This is a genomic window from Nonomuraea sp. NPDC005692, from assembly GCF_040631115.1.
Taxonomy (GTDB): Bacteria; Actinomycetota; Actinomycetes; order Streptosporangiales; family Streptosporangiaceae; genus Nonomuraea.
This window is the reverse complement of sequence record NZ_JBEXYU010000024.1, coordinates 159192-175927: the sequence shown is the minus strand read 5'-3', so window position 1 is coordinate 175927 and position 16736 is coordinate 159192. Positions and strand designations below refer to the sequence as shown.

Here is a 16736-nt window from a genome sequence, read left to right as displayed (position 1 = left end):
CCGGGGCCCCTGCCCCGGGCCGCACCGACTGCCTCGCTACTTGAGCACCTGCGCCGAACGCACCTCGTGCAGGTGGACGAGCACGTCGAAGGCGCGGGACAGGGCGGTGTCGAGCAGCGGGTACGGGTACTGCGTGCCGATGTTGCGGGTCGGCCGGGCCACCGCGAGCCAGTCGCGCGCGGCGGCGGGCGCGGTGCGCATGTCGAGGTAGAAGTCGTCGTAGCGGACCCGGTCGAGGGTGTGCTCGTTGCTGCCGGGCTCGGCGGGGCCGGCGGTGAACTGCTTCCAGTCGCCGCCCAGCGCGGCGTCCTTCGACAGGAAGGATCCGCGGTCGAAGGTGAAGCCCACGGCGACGTACTTCTTGCCCAGGGTGTCGCGCAGGTAGGAGCCCTGCGTCTTCGGGTAGAGCGCCGGCTCGTCGGCGACGTAACCGGCGTGGGTGTTCTGCGCGGACATGAGAATCTTGCCGCCGTGGTGTCGCAGCCACCAGACGGTGTTGTCGGCCATGACCTGGTCGCGGTAGCGCTGGACGACGCTCAGCCACGACTTGTCGGTCAGGTCGTAGCCGGCGAACTTGGCGGTCTGGGCGATGAACCGGGCATCCTGGACGGCGCTGTCGTACGCGGCGGACGCCTTCGGCCCTCCCAGGGTGAGGAGCAGGTCGAGCGCCTGCTGGGCCTTGCCGGCGAGCTGCCGCCGTTCCTCCAGCGGCCGGTTCAGGTAGGCGAAGAAGTCGTCGAGCGGGCGCAACCCCTCGTACAGCGCGGCCAGGGGAGCGGTGGAGTCGGGGTGGGCGCCCCGCACGTACTGCGCGACGCGGGCGAAGGCCTCCTCGCCGATCTTCGGCGCGCCGAAGTCGTCGCCCATGACGTGCAGCGGGCGGCCGGGGTCGCGGCGGTTGTGCTCGCGCATCCACTCCAGCATCCCGACGAGTTCCTCGCGCTCCCACGGCGAAGCCCGCAGCACCTCCTTGGCGATGGCCCGCAGGTCGCCCTTGCCCGTGCGCAGGTACTCGTCGAGCCGCACCCCACCCGACCAGCTGGCCTCCAGCGCGAACGTGGTGAAACCCTTCTTCTCCACGAGATAACGGAAAACCCGCTCCTTCACTGTGAAGAACTCATGCGAACCGTGGGTCGCCTCGCCCATGCCGACGACCTGGGCGTCGCCGACCATCCGGCCGAAGGCCCTCAGGTCGCCGGACTCCGCGCCCGGCTCGGTCGAGCGCAGTTCGTGCGCCGCCGCCTCCAGAGCCCGCACGGGCTCGGCGGCCGCGGTGGGCGCGGCGGGCTCGGCCGCGAAGGCCGCCTGGGCCAGGACGGGCACGAGGGTCAGGCCCGCCGCGAGGGCGGCAAGCTGCCGGCCAACGGTCATGTCACTTGCTCCTTGGTGTCGCTCTTGCTTGACGTCAAGAACCGTATGACGCGCCCGGATCCCCAGACGATGCCGCTGACCTGCGCATTTTTAGGCGTACGCACTGCCCGGGACAGGTAGGGCCAGCCCTACCAGGGCCGCCCTCACGGGGCCGTGCTCACCGGGGGACGGCCGCCAGGTTCAGCACGGTGTACTCCTTGCCGCCGCCGCGCGTCTTGACCTGGCACCCTCCGTTCGCACACTGCTCGTAGGACGTCTCGTCGGCGTCCCAGAAGACGGTGGTGGACGGTGCGGAGGAGGACGCCCCCGAGCCCACGTTCCCGGACAGGACGCCCACGGAACGTTCCCCGATCCGGGCCATCGCGCCCGTCGTCAGGTCGTACAGCAGGGCGATCGGCACGCCGCTCTTGTCGCGGTCCGGGTCGTACACCCTGAACAGCGCGTACGAGCCGCCCAGCAGCGTCCGTCCGGGCTGTGGCCTCAGCCCTTGGGGCAGGGTCCTGCGTTCGGACCCGTCGATCCGCTGCACGATCGCGTGCCCGTCCAGCATCCCGACGCACCACTGCGCGTCGCACTGCACGCCCTCGGCCCTGTCGGGCAGCGCGACGTCGGCCGAGCGGCCGGTCTCCAGGTTGACGACGCGGTTGTGGTTCGCGAACGGCTGGTCGTCGCTCAGCCCGGCGGCCCACGGCCAGGCCGTCAGGTGCAGCCCGTCGGTGCCGGGCAGCCGCTCGGGAGCGCCGCCGATCAGCGGCATGCGATAGACGCCGCCCTCCTTCACCGACCACACGAGCGAGTCGCCGGTGAGGGCGATCCTGTCCACGTCGGCGTCGACCTCGCCCACGCGCCTGGCCTTGCCGCCCTGTGCGGGCATGACCCAGAAGTCCGTCCAGGGGACGCTGTCCTGCGGGGTCGCGCCGAACCAGGCGATGTACCCGCGGCCGGCGGCGAAGAGCTGCGGATAGTACTTCTTCCGCGGGCTGGGGATGTCGCCGAGCACCCGGGTCGTCCCCGAGGCCGAGTCGTGCACCTCCAGCCGTCCGGCCTTCTCGAACGCCGACTCCGAGACCAGCAGCACCTCCGTGGCGCTCAGACCGGTCACCACGCGCAGGGTCCGGCCGTCGGAGCCCTTCGCCGGCACCTTGACGACGGCCTCGGGCCACAACTCGACGGCGGGCCGCGCGGCGGGCAGGGAGGGGGACGGCGTGATCTGCACGGCGGGCGGGGCGTCCCGCCCGTCCTCGCCCGACAGGATCGCGGTCGTGCCGCCCGCGATCACCACGACCGCGACCGCCGCGAGCAGGACCCGCACCCGCTGCCTGGTACGCCGGGCGCGGCGCCGCCGGGCCACGCCGCCCACCAGGTCACGGCGTTCCACCTGTCCCGCCGCCGTGCGCAGCGTCCGGATCAGATCCTGTTCGTCGCTCATCGTGCCTCCTGAAACACGCGCTTGATCCGGAGCTTGTCCAACGCGCGGGCGGCCTGGCTCCGTACGGTCCCGCGGGCGACGCCGAGGATCTCGGCGATCTCCTGATCCGGCAGGTCCTCGTAGTAGCGCAGCACGAGCACGGCCCGCTGCCGGCGGGGCAGCTCCTGCAGCCCCGCCCACAGGGCGGCGTCGCCGTACTGGTCGAGGCTGCCGTGGTCGGGGACGGCGGCGACCAGCTGCTCGCGATCGCGCCGACGCCACGACCTGATGTGCAGCCTGGCCATGGTCGTGCGGACGTATCCCTCAGGGTCGTCCTTCCTGCGCACCCGTGGCCAGGCGTCTCCCAGGCGGGCCAGCGCCTCCTGCACGAGATCGGCCGCGTCCTCGGAGTTGCCGGTCAGCACATAGCCGTACCGGAGGAGCGCGTCCCCCCGTGCTCGGACGAACTCGTCGAAATCTTCCACAAACCCAAGGATCAGGACGGAGGCCCTACTGTTGCACGACGCTCTCGGAACACCTCACCAGTTGTGCTCGGGTTGTCCGTGCAGTAGGCGACGGCCCGCACGTGGCCGCTGCCCGAACCGCACCCGGCGTGGGCGTATTCGCCGCTGGATCCGTAGTGCTCGTCCGCCCAGCAGTTGACGGGGGCCGCGTATCAGGAGCCCGGCTGCACCAGGCCGGTCTCGTAGGCGAGGATGACCAGCTGCACCCGGTCGCGGACGCCGAGTTTCATCAGGGCGCGGGTGATGTGCGTCTTGGCCGTCAGCGGGCTGATCACGAGCCTGGCGGCGATCTGGTCGTTGGACAGCCCCTCGGCCACCAGACGGACGACCTCGCGTTCGCGATCGGTGAGCACGGCGAGCGCGGTGAGCCGGTCGCCGCTCAGCGGGGCGGGCCGGTGAGCGAACTGCTGGACGACTCGCCGGGTGACGCTCGGCGACAGCAGCGCCTCGCCCGCGGCCACCACGGCCACGGCGTGGCGCAGCTCGGCGGGTCCGACCTCCTTGGTGAGGAACCCGCTGGCGCCGGCGCGCAGCGCGGCGAAGACGTGGTCGTCGGTGTCGAACGTGGTCAGGATGATGACCTTGGTGTCCGGGCGTTCGGCCAGCACCCGGTGGGTGGCCTCGATGCCGTCCATCCCCGGCATGCGGATGTCCATGAGGATCACGTCGGGCTCGGTGGCGCGGGCCTGCCGGACGGCCTCGTCGCCCGTGGCGGCCTCGCCGACCACGGTCAGGTCCTTGGAGCGGTTGAGCAGGCTGCGGAAACCCGCCCGGACGAGGGCCTGGTCGTCGGCGAGCAGCACCTTGATCGTCATGTTGCCATGGGGATGATCGCGCGCACGGCGAACCCCTCGCTCCCTTCGATGCTCAGCGTGCCGCCCAGGGTGGTGACACGTTCGCGCATGCCGGTCAGCCCGTGGCCCCCGGTCAGGACGCCGTCGGCCGGGGTGGTCGCGCCGCGGCCGTCGTCGGCCACCTCGACCGTCACCGCGTCGCTCGCATAGCGCAGCCGCACCGACACCCGGGTGGCGTCGGCGTGTTTGATGGTGTTGGTCAGCGCCTCCTGGACGAGCCGGTGGGCCGCGACGGCCTGCGGGCCGGTGACCATGGCGGCATCGCCCTCCTCGTGCAGCTCCACCTGCAGTCCGGCGGCCCGGGCGGCGGCGACGAGATCGGCGATGGCGCCCAGGTCCGGCTGCGGGGCGGCGTCATCGTCGATCCGCAGCACGCCGATGAGCGAGCGCAGGTCGGCCATGGCCTTGCCGCGCACGTCCATCGCGGTGCGCAGGGCCGCGCGCGTCTCCTCGGGGGAGTCGTCCAGCGCGTCGGCGGCCACGTTGAGATGCACGCCGACCACGGCCAAGGTGTGGGCGATGATGTCGTGCAGCTCGCGGGAGATCTCCAGCCGCTGTTCGGCGAGGCGGCGGCGGGCGTCCGCCTCGCGTGCCTGCTCCAGTTGCGCCCGCCAGCGCGCCTGGAGGTGGCGGGCGTTGCCGATCGCCAGCACCAGCGCCAGCCAGAGCACCTCGGCGCCGCCGGAGGCCAGCGCGCGGGCAGGCGAGCCGCCCGCGACGGCCCAGTCCCAGGTCAGCGCGTACAGCAGCAGGAACAGTCCCACACCGGCGGCCCAGCGGGTCCGGCCGGCCGCGGCCACGGTGTAGGCGGCCGCGGTCAGCGGCCACACCCAGCCGCCTTCGAACAGCCCCGCTCCCTGGAAGGCGACCAGCACCAGCGCCGAGGCCAGCAGGACGCCGACCGGCCGGCGCCGCCGCACCACCAGCAATCCGCCGAGCAGGAGCGCCATCGTGACCACCGGCCAGCCGATCGGGGCCCCGACCGCCGCCGTCCCGGTCAGGACGGCGACGGTCGTGAGCGCCCCCGGCAGCACGACGGCCGGGACAGCGGAGGTCATCGGCGGGCGCCGGGCAGACGGACGGCGGCCAGCGCCATCCAGCCGAGACTGGCGGCGATGGCGATGCGCTCGGTCAGTCCCACCATCGGAGGCAGCGACCGGGAGACCATGACATCGACGAGAGTCACCACAAACAGGATCATTCCAGACACCAGGGCCACAGTCGCACCGGTGAGCAGGCCGTCCCGCGGCCACGCCCTGGTCAGCACCACGGCGGCGGCCGTGAAGGCGGCGAAGGCCGCCCAGGCGGAGAAGCCGTGCACGCTCTCCGAGACCGACGGGTTGTCCCACTGCCCCGGCGGGTCGGCGGGGAAGATCGCGGCCACCAGCAGCCCCAGCGACCAGACGCCCAGCAGCCAGGTGCCCGCGCGGCTGGTGCGGGTACGAGCCACCGCCACCGTCAGCGCCGCCGCGCCGAGCGCGACGGCGACCAGCCCGAGGGGCACCAGCCAGCCGGCCCCCGTGTTGACGAACCTGCTGATCGTCTCGCCGATCGGGCTCATTTCCCTGTTGACCACGTCCGAGATGGCGAATGCCGCGACGCCGATGCCGACACCGGCAAGAACTGTTTTCTTCATGGCCCAGACGTTATGAGCGGCCTGTGGTGCCCGGCGTCGTCCATGCGCAGACACCTGCGCGTACACCGATCGGTGTACGCGCACGCATCCCTTGCGGGGGTCAGCCGCCGGAGCGGCGGGCCAGGCGCTCGGTGTGCGCCGAGCGGCCCGCGGGGCGGCCCGCCGCGTGCGACGCCTCCTGGGCCAGGCCGTTGAGCGTGGTGCGGACCACGCGCGTGGTCTGGAGGTCGACCGCGCGCGGGTCGTCGAAGTGCACCAGGCCGTCGGCCAGCAGCACGGCCAGCCCGTGCAGCGCGGCCCACACCACGAACTCCGCCCCCTCGCGGGCGGGCCCCGGCAGGCCGCCGGCCTCGGCGAGCCGGTCGAGCTCCGCGGTGAGGACGTCGTGCGGGTGGGGGGAGATGGCGGAGTCGGGGGCGGTGGCGCCGCCGCGCAGCACGAGCCGGGCGACGGCCGGGTCGCCGAGCGACCAGCGCACATAGCCGCACCCCAGGGCGATCAGCCGCCGCTGCGGGTCGTCCTCCTGGCCGGGCGCGCGTTCGCAGTCCTGTCGCAGGCGCTCCCCGAGCCAGGCGAGCGTCCGCTCGGACAGGGCGCGCACCAGCGTGTCGCGGGAGGCGAAGTGGTGGTAGGCGGCGCTGGGGCTGACGCCGACGCGCGCCGAGGCCTCGCGCAGGGACCAGCCGTCGGCGCCGCGCTCGCGTACGAGAGCCTCGGCGGCGTCGAGCAGCGCGCTGCGCAGGTCACCGTGGTGGTATCGCCCTTTCGCCATCGCCCGATCTTAACACTGATCAGATCTCTGCTACGCTCGCAAGCATCTCAACAGTGTTCAGATTGGAGCCGGATCATGTGCCCCGCCGATGTGACGCCGAACCCGTCCCCTGACCTGGGTGATCTTCCCGACGTGCGGACGAGCCCGCCGCCGGTCGTGCGCGGCGAGCCCGTCGAGGTGTCCGACGGCGTGTACGTCATCCCCGACAACCGCGTCGAGCTCGTCCCGAACGTCGGCATTGTCGTGGGCGAGCACGCCGCGCTGGTCGTCGACACCGGCATGGGCCCCCGCAACGGCGACTACGTCCTGGAGCAGGCCCGGCGCCTGGCCGGCGACCGGCGGCTGTACCTGACCATCACGCACTTCCACCCCGAGCACGGGTTCGGGGCGCAGGCGTTCAAGGGGGCCGCGACGATCGTCTACAACGCCTCCCAGCGCGCGGAGCTGCACCGTAAGGGCGCCGCCTACGTCGAGATGTTCAAGGGGCTGAGCGCCGCCGCGGCGGCCGAGCTCGAAGGCGTCGAGCTCGTCGATCCCGACCTGGTCTACGAGGGCCGGGCCGAGATCGACCTGGGTGGGCGCAAGGCGGCCCTGCGGGCGGTCGGGCCGGCGCACACGGGCTCCGACCAGGTCGTCGTCATCGACGACCGGGTGCTGTTCGGCGGCGACCTGATCGAGACCCGCATCTTCCCGATCGCGCCGTACTTCCCGCCGTACGACGTGGACGTGGACGGCGCCGGATGGATCAGCGTGCTCGATGACCTGATCGCCCGCGACCCCGAGATCGTCGTGCCCGGCCACGGGGAGGTGGGCGGCGTCTCCTTGATCCGCGACGTCCGCGACTACCTCGACCACGTGCACGGCGAGGTCGTACGGCTGCGCGCGGCCGGAGCCTCCGCCGACGAGACGGCCGCGAAGATCGACCAACAGGCGCGCGCCCGCTGGACCACCTGGGAACGCCCCGAGTGGATCGGCTTCGCCGCCCGTGCCTTCTACGCCGGCGAACACCGGTGACGTGACCGGTCCAGCAGCGGCCGATCAGGCGCTTCCATCGGGGAGCGTCATACGTCCGCGGTCAGGCTGTAGACGCCCGAGGTGCAGCCGGTGACACGCCAGCCACCCGGCGCCCGCCGGACGGCGACGCCGCTGAGTCCGGTGCCGCGGACGACCGGCCGGGCGTCGCCCGGGAACCAGACGTCGAGGCCGCATCCGCTGCCCTCACCCCGGGCCGTCAGGCTCGCGCGGTCCGATGTCAGGCCGGTCAGCCGGCCGGGGGCGGAGCGCGGGAAGGGGCGTGAGAGCTCGGCGACGTACTCGGCGGGCGGGGGCAGGTCCTTCCCGGTGACACAGTCCTCGATCATGAGGTTGCCGCCGGTCTTCGACTCGGCATCGGCGTGGGCGTCGCCGCAGGACTGCTTCCAGACCCAGAACGCGCCTCCGATGCGGTGCCGATCCTCCTGGTCGGTGTATCTCGCGATCGGGGCGGCGGCGGGGTCGCCGAACCAGCCCCACTCACCCGACCAGAGCCCGGCGCCGTAGTACTCCGCCGCCCGGCTCGCCAGCTCGAAGCCGCGCTCGATGCTCGTGACGGTGAGGCCGGTGCCCTGGTCGATGGTGATCGACTCGTTGTAGAGGTGGGGAGCGAAGACGAGCAGCCGGTCGTCGGTGAAGTCCTTGGGCACCGGGACCTCGAAGCCGAGACCCGACCAGAGCACGGACGGCTCGAAGAAGACCAGGTGGGGGAAGCCGCGCCGCTCACCCGCCCTGATGGCCTTGATCGCGCGGTCGTAGTAGCGGCCGAGCAGGACGCCGGAGGTGATCGGCGGCGCCTCGCCGAAGCCCGGCTCGTTCAGCAGGTCGTATCCGGCGACCATCGGCTCGTTCGCGAACCGCTCCGCCAGCATGCCCCAGGCGGCGACCAGGCGGGTCTGGATGCCGTCCCGGTCCTGGTAGAAGTTGGTGAAGGCGCGGGCGACGGCCGGTGAGATGTCGCGTCCGGTGAACTCGCACCTGGGGGCGCCGTCGAAGCGGTCGGCCCAGGTGGGGGCGCCGTCCCAGCCGTGCATCGGGGAACCGTTCGGGCAGGTGGTTCCGGGGGCGGCGTCGACGCCCTTTCCCCACGCGTCCTGGTGCATGTCGATGACCGTGCGCAGGCCGTGCCGGCCCGCGGTCCCGACGGCCCAGGAGATCTTGGCGAGGTAGGCCGGGTCGTAGTGGCCGGGCCGGGGTTCCAGCGCTGACCAGGACAGTGCGAGACGGATGACATTGAAGCCCATCTGCTCCATGCCGGCGAAGTCGGCCTCGGTGAGCGGTCGCGTCACCGCCTTGTCCGGACGCTTCTGGAAATAGTCTTCGAGCTGGTTGACGTTCACGCCGCGCAGCAGCACTTCGTTGCCGTCGGCGTCGATGATCCTGCGGTCGGCCGAGAGGGTCAGCCCCTTGGTGCGCGGGGGCTGCGCGGTGGTGGTGCCGGACGGCAGGAGCGGTAAGGCGAGCGCCGCCGCGGCCACGACGACCGCCATCGGGATCGGTGCGGCCAGGACGCTGCCCCTGCGCGCCGGCCGGGCGGCGGGCAGGAGGGCGACGAGCACGGCCGTCGCCAGGGCGAGGAGGGCGCCGAAGGAGAGCGCGGGGGCGAGGCGCAGCATGATCGCCGGTGCCCAGAACAGGTCGCCGCCCGCCAGGTCGCCGGGGATCCCGACGGCCACCTCGACCAGGCCCAGCATCGCGGCCGCGGCCAGTGCGGAGAGCCCGGCCACGACGGCCGGGGGCGAGGTGGTGGCACTGAGCCGGCGGTTCGACGCCCAGGTCAGCACACCCAGCAGAGTGACGGCGGCCAGGCAGCCCAGCGGTCCCGCCTCGGGCGCGGGAGCCAGCGGGGAGTCGCCGATGGCATAGCCGACGGGCGAGCCGCCCCACCACCCCCCGCCGACCGACGCGGCCAGGACCACGGACACTCCCGCCGCCGCCCATCCCGCCGCCGACGACCGTGGGAGAACCGTCCCCGGGGCCGCGGCGGGCCCTGCCTCGGACGCCGTGGAGGCCGACGCCGGGGGAGGTGGGACGAGGCGCCGGTGCAGGAGCTGGGTGAGCCAGGCGGCCGCCGCCACCGGCAGGCCGAACACCGCCGCCTTGACGCCGGTGAAGCCGGTCGACCACATCAGGTAGACCACGTCATCGGAGGTCATCGCCAGCGACATCAGCAGCTTCGCCGCCATCGCCGACCACACCACCGCGCCCCACACCAGCAATGCCGTACGCAGCGGGGTGCGTCCACGGGCGACCGCCCACGCCAGCACTCCCACCCCCGCCAGCAGCAGCGGCACGTAGACGGCCGGCGCCGCCACCTGCCAGAGCCCGGCGACGGGCAGCAGATCGGCGCCGGTCCATGTGTACGGCGCGGCCAGCCCCGACGGGTCGAACACCGCTCCCAGCGCGATGACGGCGGCCAGTACCACGACGGCGATCGGCGACAACCAGCGGTTCCTCATAGTGACGGCGACCATACATGAGCATCGCTCACAAATGAAGAGCCAAGATCCACGGCAGCACGTGGCCGCGCCGGGAGGGAATCCCGGCGCCTACGAGAAGGCGGGGGCGGAGTCGGTCACGCGACCTTGGACTCCGGCGCCTTCCAGGTGTTGCACGCGCCAGGAGTGCCCTTGGTGTAGCCCTGCGTGAACCAGTAGAGATCGTTGGCGCTGAGCTTGTCCTTGCTGAAGCGGTCGCGCCAGCGCTTGTCCTTCGGCGTGGGCTCCTCGGCCTTCAGGGTGGCCTTCCAGTTCTTCGACTTCGCGCCCAGGGCCTTGAGCGTCACGCCGGACAGGCACAGCCGCTGCATGTCGAAGCGACGCCCCTGCTCGTCGAGCTGCTTCTCGTCGGCGTCGTTCGGCATGGCCCAGTAGGCCCTGCCGATGCCGGTCAGGCCCATGACCACGCCGCTCCAGGCCTGGGCGACCTGGGTGCGGATCGGCAGGTCGTCCTTGGCGCTGATCCAGTCGGTGCCGAGCTGGATCTGGAGGAAGGTGTAGCAGGTGCTGACGAAGGAACCGGTGATCTCTATGCCGTTGTGGCAGACGCCCTTGTCGTGGGTGGTCTTGATGTCGGTCGTGACCGGCCGGAAGTCGGGGATGAACGGCCCCCAGGCGTCGTTCAGGCAGTCGACGAGGGTGTTCAGATACTTGGTGGTCGAGGACTTCGTCGTGCCCTTGTTCAGCTTGCAGCTGATCTTGGGCAGCTTGCCCTTCTTGTACAGGGCGTTGTGGGTCAGCTCGGGAACGCCCTTGACCGGGTAGGCGGCCGCCGTCCCGGAGAACGCCATCAGTCCGGCCGCCGTGGCAGCCAGCACGCGGATCATCATGAAGCGGGATGTTAGGGGCAGGAGCTTGGCACGGTCTACACAGATCGCGCCGCCATGATCCGGCGTGCGCCGCGTCGTTCTCCGGAGCCCGTCAGGGATGAGCCCCGGGGGCTACGTCTTCTCGCAGGCGCGTTGGCCGAGGACCCGAGGTGCTGCCGGGTTCTCGCTGCTCGCCTGACGCGTCGGCGCGAGCGACGGCGAATGGACCGACATGCTTTTCCCTTCGGCGGACACCACCGCCGTCATCGCGTGGACGTCCGTCAGGCGGCCGAGCCCGGACGGGGGAGCGTGGGCGAGTGTTCGGCGGTTCGGCATAATGTCCGGGTGATTCGCGCACGTATGGCCGTTTTGCCCGTCTTGTTCCTGTTGGCGTCCACTGCGGGCTGTGGGGTGATCGACTCGGTTGTCGGCACGTTCAGGATCAGCGTGTCGAGCAAGTCGATGGAACCGACGCTCATGCAGGGCGCGCGCCTGTCGGTGCGCCGAATCGATGGAGACCACTCCCCGCGCCTTGGTGACGTCGTCGTCTATCGAGCCCCTCAGGGCTGGGCCGGTATCACCCCGGACGCCCTGCTCGTTTCGCGGGTCATCGGCCTACCGGGAAGCACGGTGAACTGCTGCGATACCGCCGGCCGGCTCCATGTCGACGGCAAGGCGCTGGACGAGCCGTACCTTGCCGCTCCGCCGGCCTCGAATCGTCGGTTCGACGTTCAGGTGCCGCCCGGCCGGCTGTGGGTGATGAGCGACAATCGACACATCGCCCTGGACTCTCGCGCGCATGTCACCGATCCCGGCGGCGGAACCATCGGGATCTCTGACGTCGACGGCGTGGTGCAGCTCGCAAGACGCTGACACGTCCTCGCCGGTCGTCGCGGACCCCGGCGATGCAGCTGCTCACCGGCCTGCGAGAAGGCCGCCCACCTCCCTGGCGAACCCGTCCACGTTGTCGATCATGATGTTGTGGCCGGTATCCGGGACGGCGATCAGCCGTACTCCGGAGGCTGCCAGCCCGGCCGCCCCGCCGAGCTGGCCGTCCGCCTCCGGATAGAGGTAGGCGCGCGGGATCGGCAGCCTCCGCAGTCGTTCCCGCACGTCCGCGCGCGCGAGGTGGACCGCGCTGCGGTGCAGCGCCTCCCGTCCGGCGAGCCTCATCGTGGCCGCCCAGTGCGGCCCGACCCGGGTCAGCGTCTCGTCCCAGCCGTGCCGTACGAACTCTTCCTCGGTGTAGGTGGCGATGCCTGAACTGCCCGGCCGCAGTGCCGGTTCGGTCGGGTCCAGATTGGCGTCCACCAGCACCAGCTCGGCCACCAGCTCCGGATGCCGCTCGGCCAGGTGCACCGCGATCGTCCCGCCCATGCTGTGCGCGACCACCTGCGCCGCGCGCACGTCCGCCGCCCGCAACGCGGTCGCCAGCGCGTCCGCGTGCTCCTCCAAGGTGTAGCCGAACGCGGTGGGCCGGTCGCTGGTCCCGAACCCCAGCAGGTCCACGAACAGGCTCCGGTGCCCGGCCAGCTCCGGCCGGCTCGCGACCTGCAGGAAGTACGGCGCCGCCGCCGCGCCCAGCCCGTGCACGTAAACGCGGACCGGCTGCCGCCCGGCCACCTCGGCCCAGCGGATGCGGCTCCCGTCCGGCAGCGCCTGCGCGTCTCTCACAATCATCGCCTCCGAGATACCTAGATGTCGATGTACTAAGACATCGAGATAGCATAGCGGCATGATTGAGCTGTCGATCCTGGGCTTCCTCTACGACGAACCGCTCCACGGGTACGAGCTGCGCAAACGCGTCGCCGCCCTGACCGGCCACGTCCGGCCCATCGCCGACGGCACCCTCTACCCGGCGATCAAACGCCTGGAGCGCGACGGCCTGCTCGAACGCGACCTGCAGCCCGGCGCCCAGGCCGCGCCCAGGCACGTGCTCAGCCTCACCGGCGCCGGGCGCGCCGAGCTCCGGCGCCGGCTCGCCGAACCGGACGAGCCGTTCATCACCGACGAGAACCGCTGGTTCACGATGCTGGCGTTCCTGCGCCACCTCGACGAGCCCGCGCTGCAGGCGGGTGTGCTGCGACGCAGACTGACCTTCCTCACCGAACCGGCCAGCTTCTTCTGGGACGGCGACCGGCCCCTGCGGGCCGCCGACTTCGACGACCCGTTCCGCAAGGGGCTGTTCACGATCGCCACCGCGACCAGCAGGACCGAGATCGGCTGGCTACGGGAAACCCTGGCCGCGCTGGGCGCCTAGCTGCGATCGCGGCTACGCGTACCGCCCGGAGGACGTCATCCGCCCGAGGCCAGCGCCTTGACGTCCGCAGCCGTCACCGGCTGTCCCCCCACACCCCAGTCGCCGCTCTTGATCTCCTCGACCACGACCACGGTCAGGGGACGCATGTGCTCACCCTCGATGGCGACGATCGCGTCGGTCAGCTTCTTCACCATCTCGGCCTTCTGGGTGGCGCTGAACACACCCTCGATCACCTTCACGTTGACGAGTGGCATGGGTTCCCCTTCCCCCCGATGCGGTGCACCGATGGCACCTCACGCCGTGAGGCCGACCTGCCCCTGGGCGAAGGGGGCAAACTCCGCCAGGGAGCGGCGTGGGTGAGGAGCGAAGGTGGAGGGGTATGCGCAGGTGGGAGCTGGTGTGAGGGGGAACGGGGGATCCATGCTGGGGCTGCCTGAGGGGATTCGGGGGTGCCTGTTCGACATGGACGGTGTGCTGACACGTACCGCCACCGTGCACGCCAGGGCGTGGAAGTCGATGTTCGACGACTTCCTGCGGGCCTGGAGCGAGAAGACCGGGGTCGCGTTCGTCCCGTTCGACGCGGGCGCCGACTACGACCGCTACGTCGACGGCAGGAAGCGGGCGGACGGTGCCCGCGGCTTCCTGGACGCCCGAGGCATCAGCCTGCCCGAGGGGACACCGGACGACCCGCCCGGCACGATGACCGTGTACGGCCTGAGCAACCGCAAGAACGCCCTGGTGCAGGCCATCATCGACCGGGACGGCGTGGACGTGTTCCCCGGCTCCGTCCGCTACCTGGCCGCGGTCCGGGACGCGGGGCTGCGCCGCGCGGTGGTGTCCTCCAGCGCCAACACCGAGCAGGTCCTCGCCGCCGCCGGGCTCTCCGCGCAGTTCGAGGCCCGGATCGACGGCCTCGTGGCCCGGGATCGGCGGCTCGCCGGCAAGCCGGCTCCGGACATGTACCTGGCGGGCGCCGAGGCGCTGGGGCTGGGGGCGTCCGAGGCGGCGGTGTTCGAGGACGCCCTGGCCGGAGTCGCGGCCGGCCGGGCGGGACGGTTCGGCTTCGTCGTCGGCGTCGACCGGGTGGGGCAGGCGGACGCGTTGCGCGAGCACGGCGCCGACGTCGTGGTCACCGACCTGGCCGACCTGCTGGAACGGGACGCGCCGTCCCGGGATGCCGGATGATCCGGCATCCGGCGTTCACCGTCGAGCCGTGGGCGGTCCGCGAGCGGCATCTCGACCTGCGGGTGCTGGCGCAGACCGAGTCGGTGTTCGCGCTGTCCAACGGCCATATCGGGCTACGCGGCAACCTGGACGAGGGCGAGCCGCACGGGGCGCCGGGCACGTACCTCAACGGGTTCTACGAGGTGCGGCCGCTGCCGTACGCGGAGGCGGGCTACGGGTACCCGGAATCGGGACAGACGGTGGTGAACGTCACCAACGGCAAGGTGATCCGGCTGCTGGTCGGCGACGAGCCGTTCGACCTGCGGTACGGGACGCTGCACCAGCACGAGCGCGTCCTCGATCTGCGCGCCGGCACCCTGACGCGCACGGCGCACTGGAGCTCACCGACCGGGACCCCGGTCCGGATCAGGTCCACCCGGCTGGTGTCCTTCACCCACCGCGCGGTCGCCGCGATCCTGTACGAGGTCGAGGCCGTGGACCGGCCGTTGCGGGTCGTCGTCCAGTCGGAGCTCATCGCCAACGAGACCCAGACCTACGAGGGCGGCGACCCGCGCGCCGCCGCCCCGCTGCACGCGCCGCTGGTCGCGGAGGAGAACGTCCCCTGCAGCGACGGAACGGCGATCATGGTTCACCGCACCCGGGCCAGCGGCCTGCGCGTGGCCGCCGGGATGTGCCACGAGATCGACGGGCCGGACGGCACCCGGATCGAGGCACAGGTCAGCGAGGACGTCAGCCGGATGACCGTGGCCACCCGCCTGGCGCCCGGCCAGACGCTGCGGCTGGTCAAGTTCTTCTCCTACGGATGGTCGGCGCAGCGCTCGCGGGCCGCGCTGCACGACCAGGTCGCCGCCGCGCTGGCCTCGGCCCGCCTGGACGGCTGGGACGGCCTGCACGCGGACCAGCGACGCTTCCTCGACGACTTCTGGGAGGGCGCGGACGTCGAGGTGGAGGGCGACGCCGAGGTGCAGCAGGCGGTGCGCTTCGGGCTGTTCCATCTGCTGCAGTCGGCCGCGCGCCTGGAGGAGCGAGCCATCCCGGCCAAGGGCCTGACCGGCTCCGGCTACGACGGGCACGCCTTCTGGGACACCGAGATCTTCGTGCTGCCGGTGCTCACCTACACCTATCCCGCAGCCGTCGCGGACGCGCTGTCGTGGCGGCGGACCACGATCCCCCTGGCCCGCGAGCGCGCGAAGCAGCTCGGCCTGCACGGCGCCGCCTTCCCCTGGCGGACGATCCACGGCGAGGAGTGCTCCGGCTACTGGCCCGCCGGAGCCGCGGCCTTCCACGTCAACGCCGACATCGCGCACGCGGCGACCCAGTACGTGGACGCCGGCCAGGACGTGTCGTTCGAACAGCGGACCGGCCTGCCGCTGCTGGTCGAGACGGCCCGGCTGTGGTGCGCCCTCGGCCACCACGACCCGGCCGGGCGCTACCGCATCGACGGTGTGACCGGCCCCGACGAGTACACCGCCGTGGTCGACGACAACGTGTACACGAACCTGATGGCCCAGCAGAACCTTCGCGCGGCGGCCGAGGCCGCGGACCGCCATCCGGGCCCGGCCGAGCGGCTCCAGGTCACCGCCGAGGAGATCCGCCGCTGGCGGGACGCGGCGGAGGCGATGTCGGTGCCCTACGACGAGCGGCTCGGCGTCCACCCGCAGTGCGAGGGCTTCACCCAGCACGCGCTGTGGGACTTCGCGGCCACCAGGCCCGACCAGTATCCGTTGCTGCTGCACTTCCCGTACTTCGACCTCTACCGCAAGCAGGTGGTCAAGCAGGCGGACCTGGTGCTCGCCATGCATCTGCGCGGGGACGCCTTCACACCGGAGCAGAAGTCCCGCAACTTCGCCTACTACGAGGCGCTGACCGTACGGGACTCGTCCCTGTCGGCCTGCACCCAGGCGGTGATCGCCGCGGAGGTGGGCCATCTGGAGCTCGCCTATCGCTATCTCGGCGAGGCGGCGCTGATGGACCTGGCGGACCTGGAGAAGAACACCATGGACGGCGTGCACATGGCCTCGCTGGCCGGGGCGTGGATCGCCCTCGTCGCCGGTTTCGGCGGGATGCGCGCGGGCCAGGGACGGATCTGCTTCGCCCCGTCGCTCCCTCCCGGCATCACCCGGCTCGCCTTCCGGCTGCGCTACCGCGGCAGCCTGCTGAGCGTCGGCGTCGCCCCGGAGGCGACGGTCTACCGGCTGCTGCGGGGGCCGTCGCTCACGGTGACCCACCACGGCGAGCAGATCCTCCTGGACGGGACGGAGGTCACCCGGCCCAACCCGTCGCGACCGGCGCCGGAGCAGCAGATCCACCAGCCACCCGGCCGCGAACCGAGCCCGCGCCGCCACCCGCGACCTTCCCGAAGCTCCGGCACGAGGACACGTGGCTGA

At 71.9% G+C, this 16736-nt stretch carries 16 protein-coding genes; 5 read left to right on the top strand and 11 right to left on the bottom strand.

Translation table 11 applies throughout. The features are described 5' to 3' along the window. Positions 1-36: 36 nt before the first annotated feature. From ABZ459_RS36770 to ABZ459_RS36740, 7 genes are all read right to left on the bottom strand, one after another. Positions 37-1371 carry an erythromycin esterase family protein gene (locus ABZ459_RS36770; RefSeq protein WP_357980430.1) on the bottom strand — a complete coding sequence of 445 codons (1335 nt, stop codon included), beginning with the start codon at positions 1369-1371 and terminating at the stop codon, positions 37-39. Between the two features lie 157 nt (positions 1372-1528). Further along, entirely contained in the window at positions 1529-2800 is a 1272-nt protein-coding gene (locus ABZ459_RS36765; RefSeq protein WP_357980427.1) for a hypothetical protein, read from the bottom strand. Then, on the bottom strand, positions 2797-3264 hold the full coding sequence (locus ABZ459_RS36760; protein ID WP_357980424.1) for a SigE family RNA polymerase sigma factor: 468 nt from the start codon (positions 3262-3264) through the stop codon (positions 2797-2799). Before ABZ459_RS36760 ends, ABZ459_RS36765 begins: the two co-directional genes overlap by 4 nt. Before the next feature lie 191 nt (positions 3265-3455). Continuing rightward, positions 3456-4118 carry a response regulator transcription factor gene (locus tag ABZ459_RS36755; protein WP_357980421.1) on the bottom strand — a complete coding sequence of 221 codons (663 nt, stop codon included), beginning with the start codon at positions 4116-4118 and terminating at the stop codon, positions 3456-3458. Beyond that, complete coding sequence (locus tag ABZ459_RS36750; protein ID WP_357980418.1) at positions 4115-5215, bottom strand: histidine kinase; 1101 nt, start codon at positions 5213-5215, stop codon at positions 4115-4117. The genes ABZ459_RS36755 and ABZ459_RS36750 overlap by 4 nt, the downstream gene beginning before the upstream one ends. Further along, the gene (locus ABZ459_RS36745) at positions 5212-5793 is read right to left on the bottom strand and encodes a DUF998 domain-containing protein (protein WP_357980415.1); all 582 of its coding nucleotides are present in this window, start codon (positions 5791-5793) and stop codon (positions 5212-5214) included. Before ABZ459_RS36745 ends, ABZ459_RS36750 begins: the two co-directional genes overlap by 4 nt. Positions 5794-5893: 100 nt before the next feature. Beyond that, on the bottom strand, positions 5894-6565 hold the full coding sequence (locus ABZ459_RS36740) for a TetR/AcrR family transcriptional regulator (protein ID WP_357980412.1): 672 nt from the start codon (positions 6563-6565) through the stop codon (positions 5894-5896). A 75-nt stretch (positions 6566-6640) separates the two neighbouring features. On the opposite strand from ABZ459_RS36740, the gene ABZ459_RS36735 reads away from it, so the two are divergent. Next, entirely contained in the window at positions 6641-7579 is a 939-nt protein-coding gene (locus ABZ459_RS36735; RefSeq protein ID WP_357980409.1) for an MBL fold metallo-hydrolase, read from the top strand. Positions 7580-7626: 47 nt separating this feature from the next. Here ABZ459_RS36735 and ABZ459_RS36730 read toward each other — a convergent pair whose 3' ends face one another. Beyond that, complete coding sequence (locus ABZ459_RS36730; protein WP_357980406.1) at positions 7627-10056, bottom strand: cellulase family glycosylhydrolase; 2430 nt, start codon at positions 10054-10056, stop codon at positions 7627-7629. A gap of 116 nt (positions 10057-10172) precedes the next feature. After that, positions 10173-10925, bottom strand: coding sequence for a hypothetical protein (locus tag ABZ459_RS36725; protein ID WP_357980403.1), 753 nt, complete (start codon positions 10923-10925; stop codon positions 10173-10175). A 324-nt stretch (positions 10926-11249) separates the two neighbouring features. On the opposite strand from ABZ459_RS36725, the gene lepB reads away from it, so the two are divergent. Continuing rightward, positions 11250-11777, top strand: a complete 528-nt coding sequence (gene lepB / locus ABZ459_RS36720; protein WP_357980400.1) for a signal peptidase I — start codon at positions 11250-11252, stop codon at positions 11775-11777. Positions 11778-11819: 42 nt separating this feature from the next. On the opposite strand, the gene ABZ459_RS36715 is transcribed toward lepB, so the two are convergent. Further along, positions 11820-12584: an alpha/beta hydrolase gene (locus ABZ459_RS36715; RefSeq protein ID WP_357980397.1), complete on the bottom strand. Its 765-nt coding sequence runs from the start codon at positions 12582-12584 to the stop codon at positions 11820-11822. 55 nt (positions 12585-12639) lie between these two features. On the opposite strand from ABZ459_RS36715, the gene ABZ459_RS36710 reads away from it, so the two are divergent. Next, a complete protein-coding gene (locus ABZ459_RS36710; RefSeq protein ID WP_357980394.1) occupies positions 12640-13164 on the top strand; it encodes a PadR family transcriptional regulator in 525 nt (174 codons plus the stop codon). Between the two features lie 35 nt (positions 13165-13199). Here ABZ459_RS36710 and ABZ459_RS36705 read toward each other — a convergent pair whose 3' ends face one another. After that, positions 13200-13418, bottom strand: a complete 219-nt coding sequence (locus ABZ459_RS36705) for a 4-oxalocrotonate tautomerase family protein (protein ID WP_357980390.1) — start codon at positions 13416-13418, stop codon at positions 13200-13202. Positions 13419-13584: 166 nt separating this feature from the next. Between ABZ459_RS36705 and ABZ459_RS36700 the strand changes: the two genes are divergently transcribed. Then, positions 13585-14349 carry a beta-phosphoglucomutase family hydrolase gene (locus ABZ459_RS36700; RefSeq protein ID WP_357980387.1) on the top strand — a complete coding sequence of 255 codons (765 nt, stop codon included), beginning with the start codon at positions 13585-13587 and terminating at the stop codon, positions 14347-14349. Beyond that, entirely contained in the window at positions 14346-16736 is a 2391-nt protein-coding gene (locus ABZ459_RS36695; protein ID WP_357980384.1) for a glycoside hydrolase family 65 protein, read from the top strand. The genes ABZ459_RS36700 and ABZ459_RS36695 overlap by 4 nt, the downstream gene beginning before the upstream one ends.

Coding starts and splice junctions, on each gene's coding strand:
- ABZ459_RS36710 (WP_357980394.1), top strand. CDS start 12,640: ATGATTGAGCTGTCGATCCTGGGCTTCCTCTACGACGAACCGCTCCAC.
- ABZ459_RS36705 (WP_357980390.1), bottom strand. CDS start 13,418: ATGCCACTCGTCAACGTGAAGGTGATCGAGGGTGTGTTCAGCGCCACC.
- ABZ459_RS36715 (WP_357980397.1), bottom strand. CDS start 12,584: ATGATTGTGAGAGACGCGCAGGCGCTGCCGGACGGGAGCCGCATCCGC.
- ABZ459_RS36740 (WP_357980412.1), bottom strand. CDS start 6,565: ATGGCGAAAGGGCGATACCACCACGGTGACCTGCGCAGCGCGCTGCTC.
- ABZ459_RS36770 (WP_357980430.1), bottom strand. CDS start 1,371: ATGACCGTTGGCCGGCAGCTTGCCGCCCTCGCGGCGGGCCTGACCCTC.
- ABZ459_RS36725 (WP_357980403.1), bottom strand. CDS start 10,925: ATGATGATCCGCGTGCTGGCTGCCACGGCGGCCGGACTGATGGCGTTC.
- ABZ459_RS36750 (WP_357980418.1), bottom strand. CDS start 5,215: ATGACCTCCGCTGTCCCGGCCGTCGTGCTGCCGGGGGCGCTCACGACC.
- ABZ459_RS36700 (WP_357980387.1), top strand. CDS start 13,585: ATGCTGGGGCTGCCTGAGGGGATTCGGGGGTGCCTGTTCGACATGGAC.
- ABZ459_RS36735 (WP_357980409.1), top strand. CDS start 6,641: ATGTGCCCCGCCGATGTGACGCCGAACCCGTCCCCTGACCTGGGTGAT.
- ABZ459_RS36765 (WP_357980427.1), bottom strand. CDS start 2,800: ATGAGCGACGAACAGGATCTGATCCGGACGCTGCGCACGGCGGCGGGA.
- ABZ459_RS36755 (WP_357980421.1), bottom strand. CDS start 4,118: ATGACGATCAAGGTGCTGCTCGCCGACGACCAGGCCCTCGTCCGGGCG.
- ABZ459_RS36745 (WP_357980415.1), bottom strand. CDS start 5,793: ATGAAGAAAACAGTTCTTGCCGGTGTCGGCATCGGCGTCGCGGCATTC.
- ABZ459_RS36730 (WP_357980406.1), bottom strand. CDS start 10,056: ATGAGGAACCGCTGGTTGTCGCCGATCGCCGTCGTGGTACTGGCCGCC.
- ABZ459_RS36695 (WP_357980384.1), top strand. CDS start 14,346: ATGATCCGGCATCCGGCGTTCACCGTCGAGCCGTGGGCGGTCCGCGAG.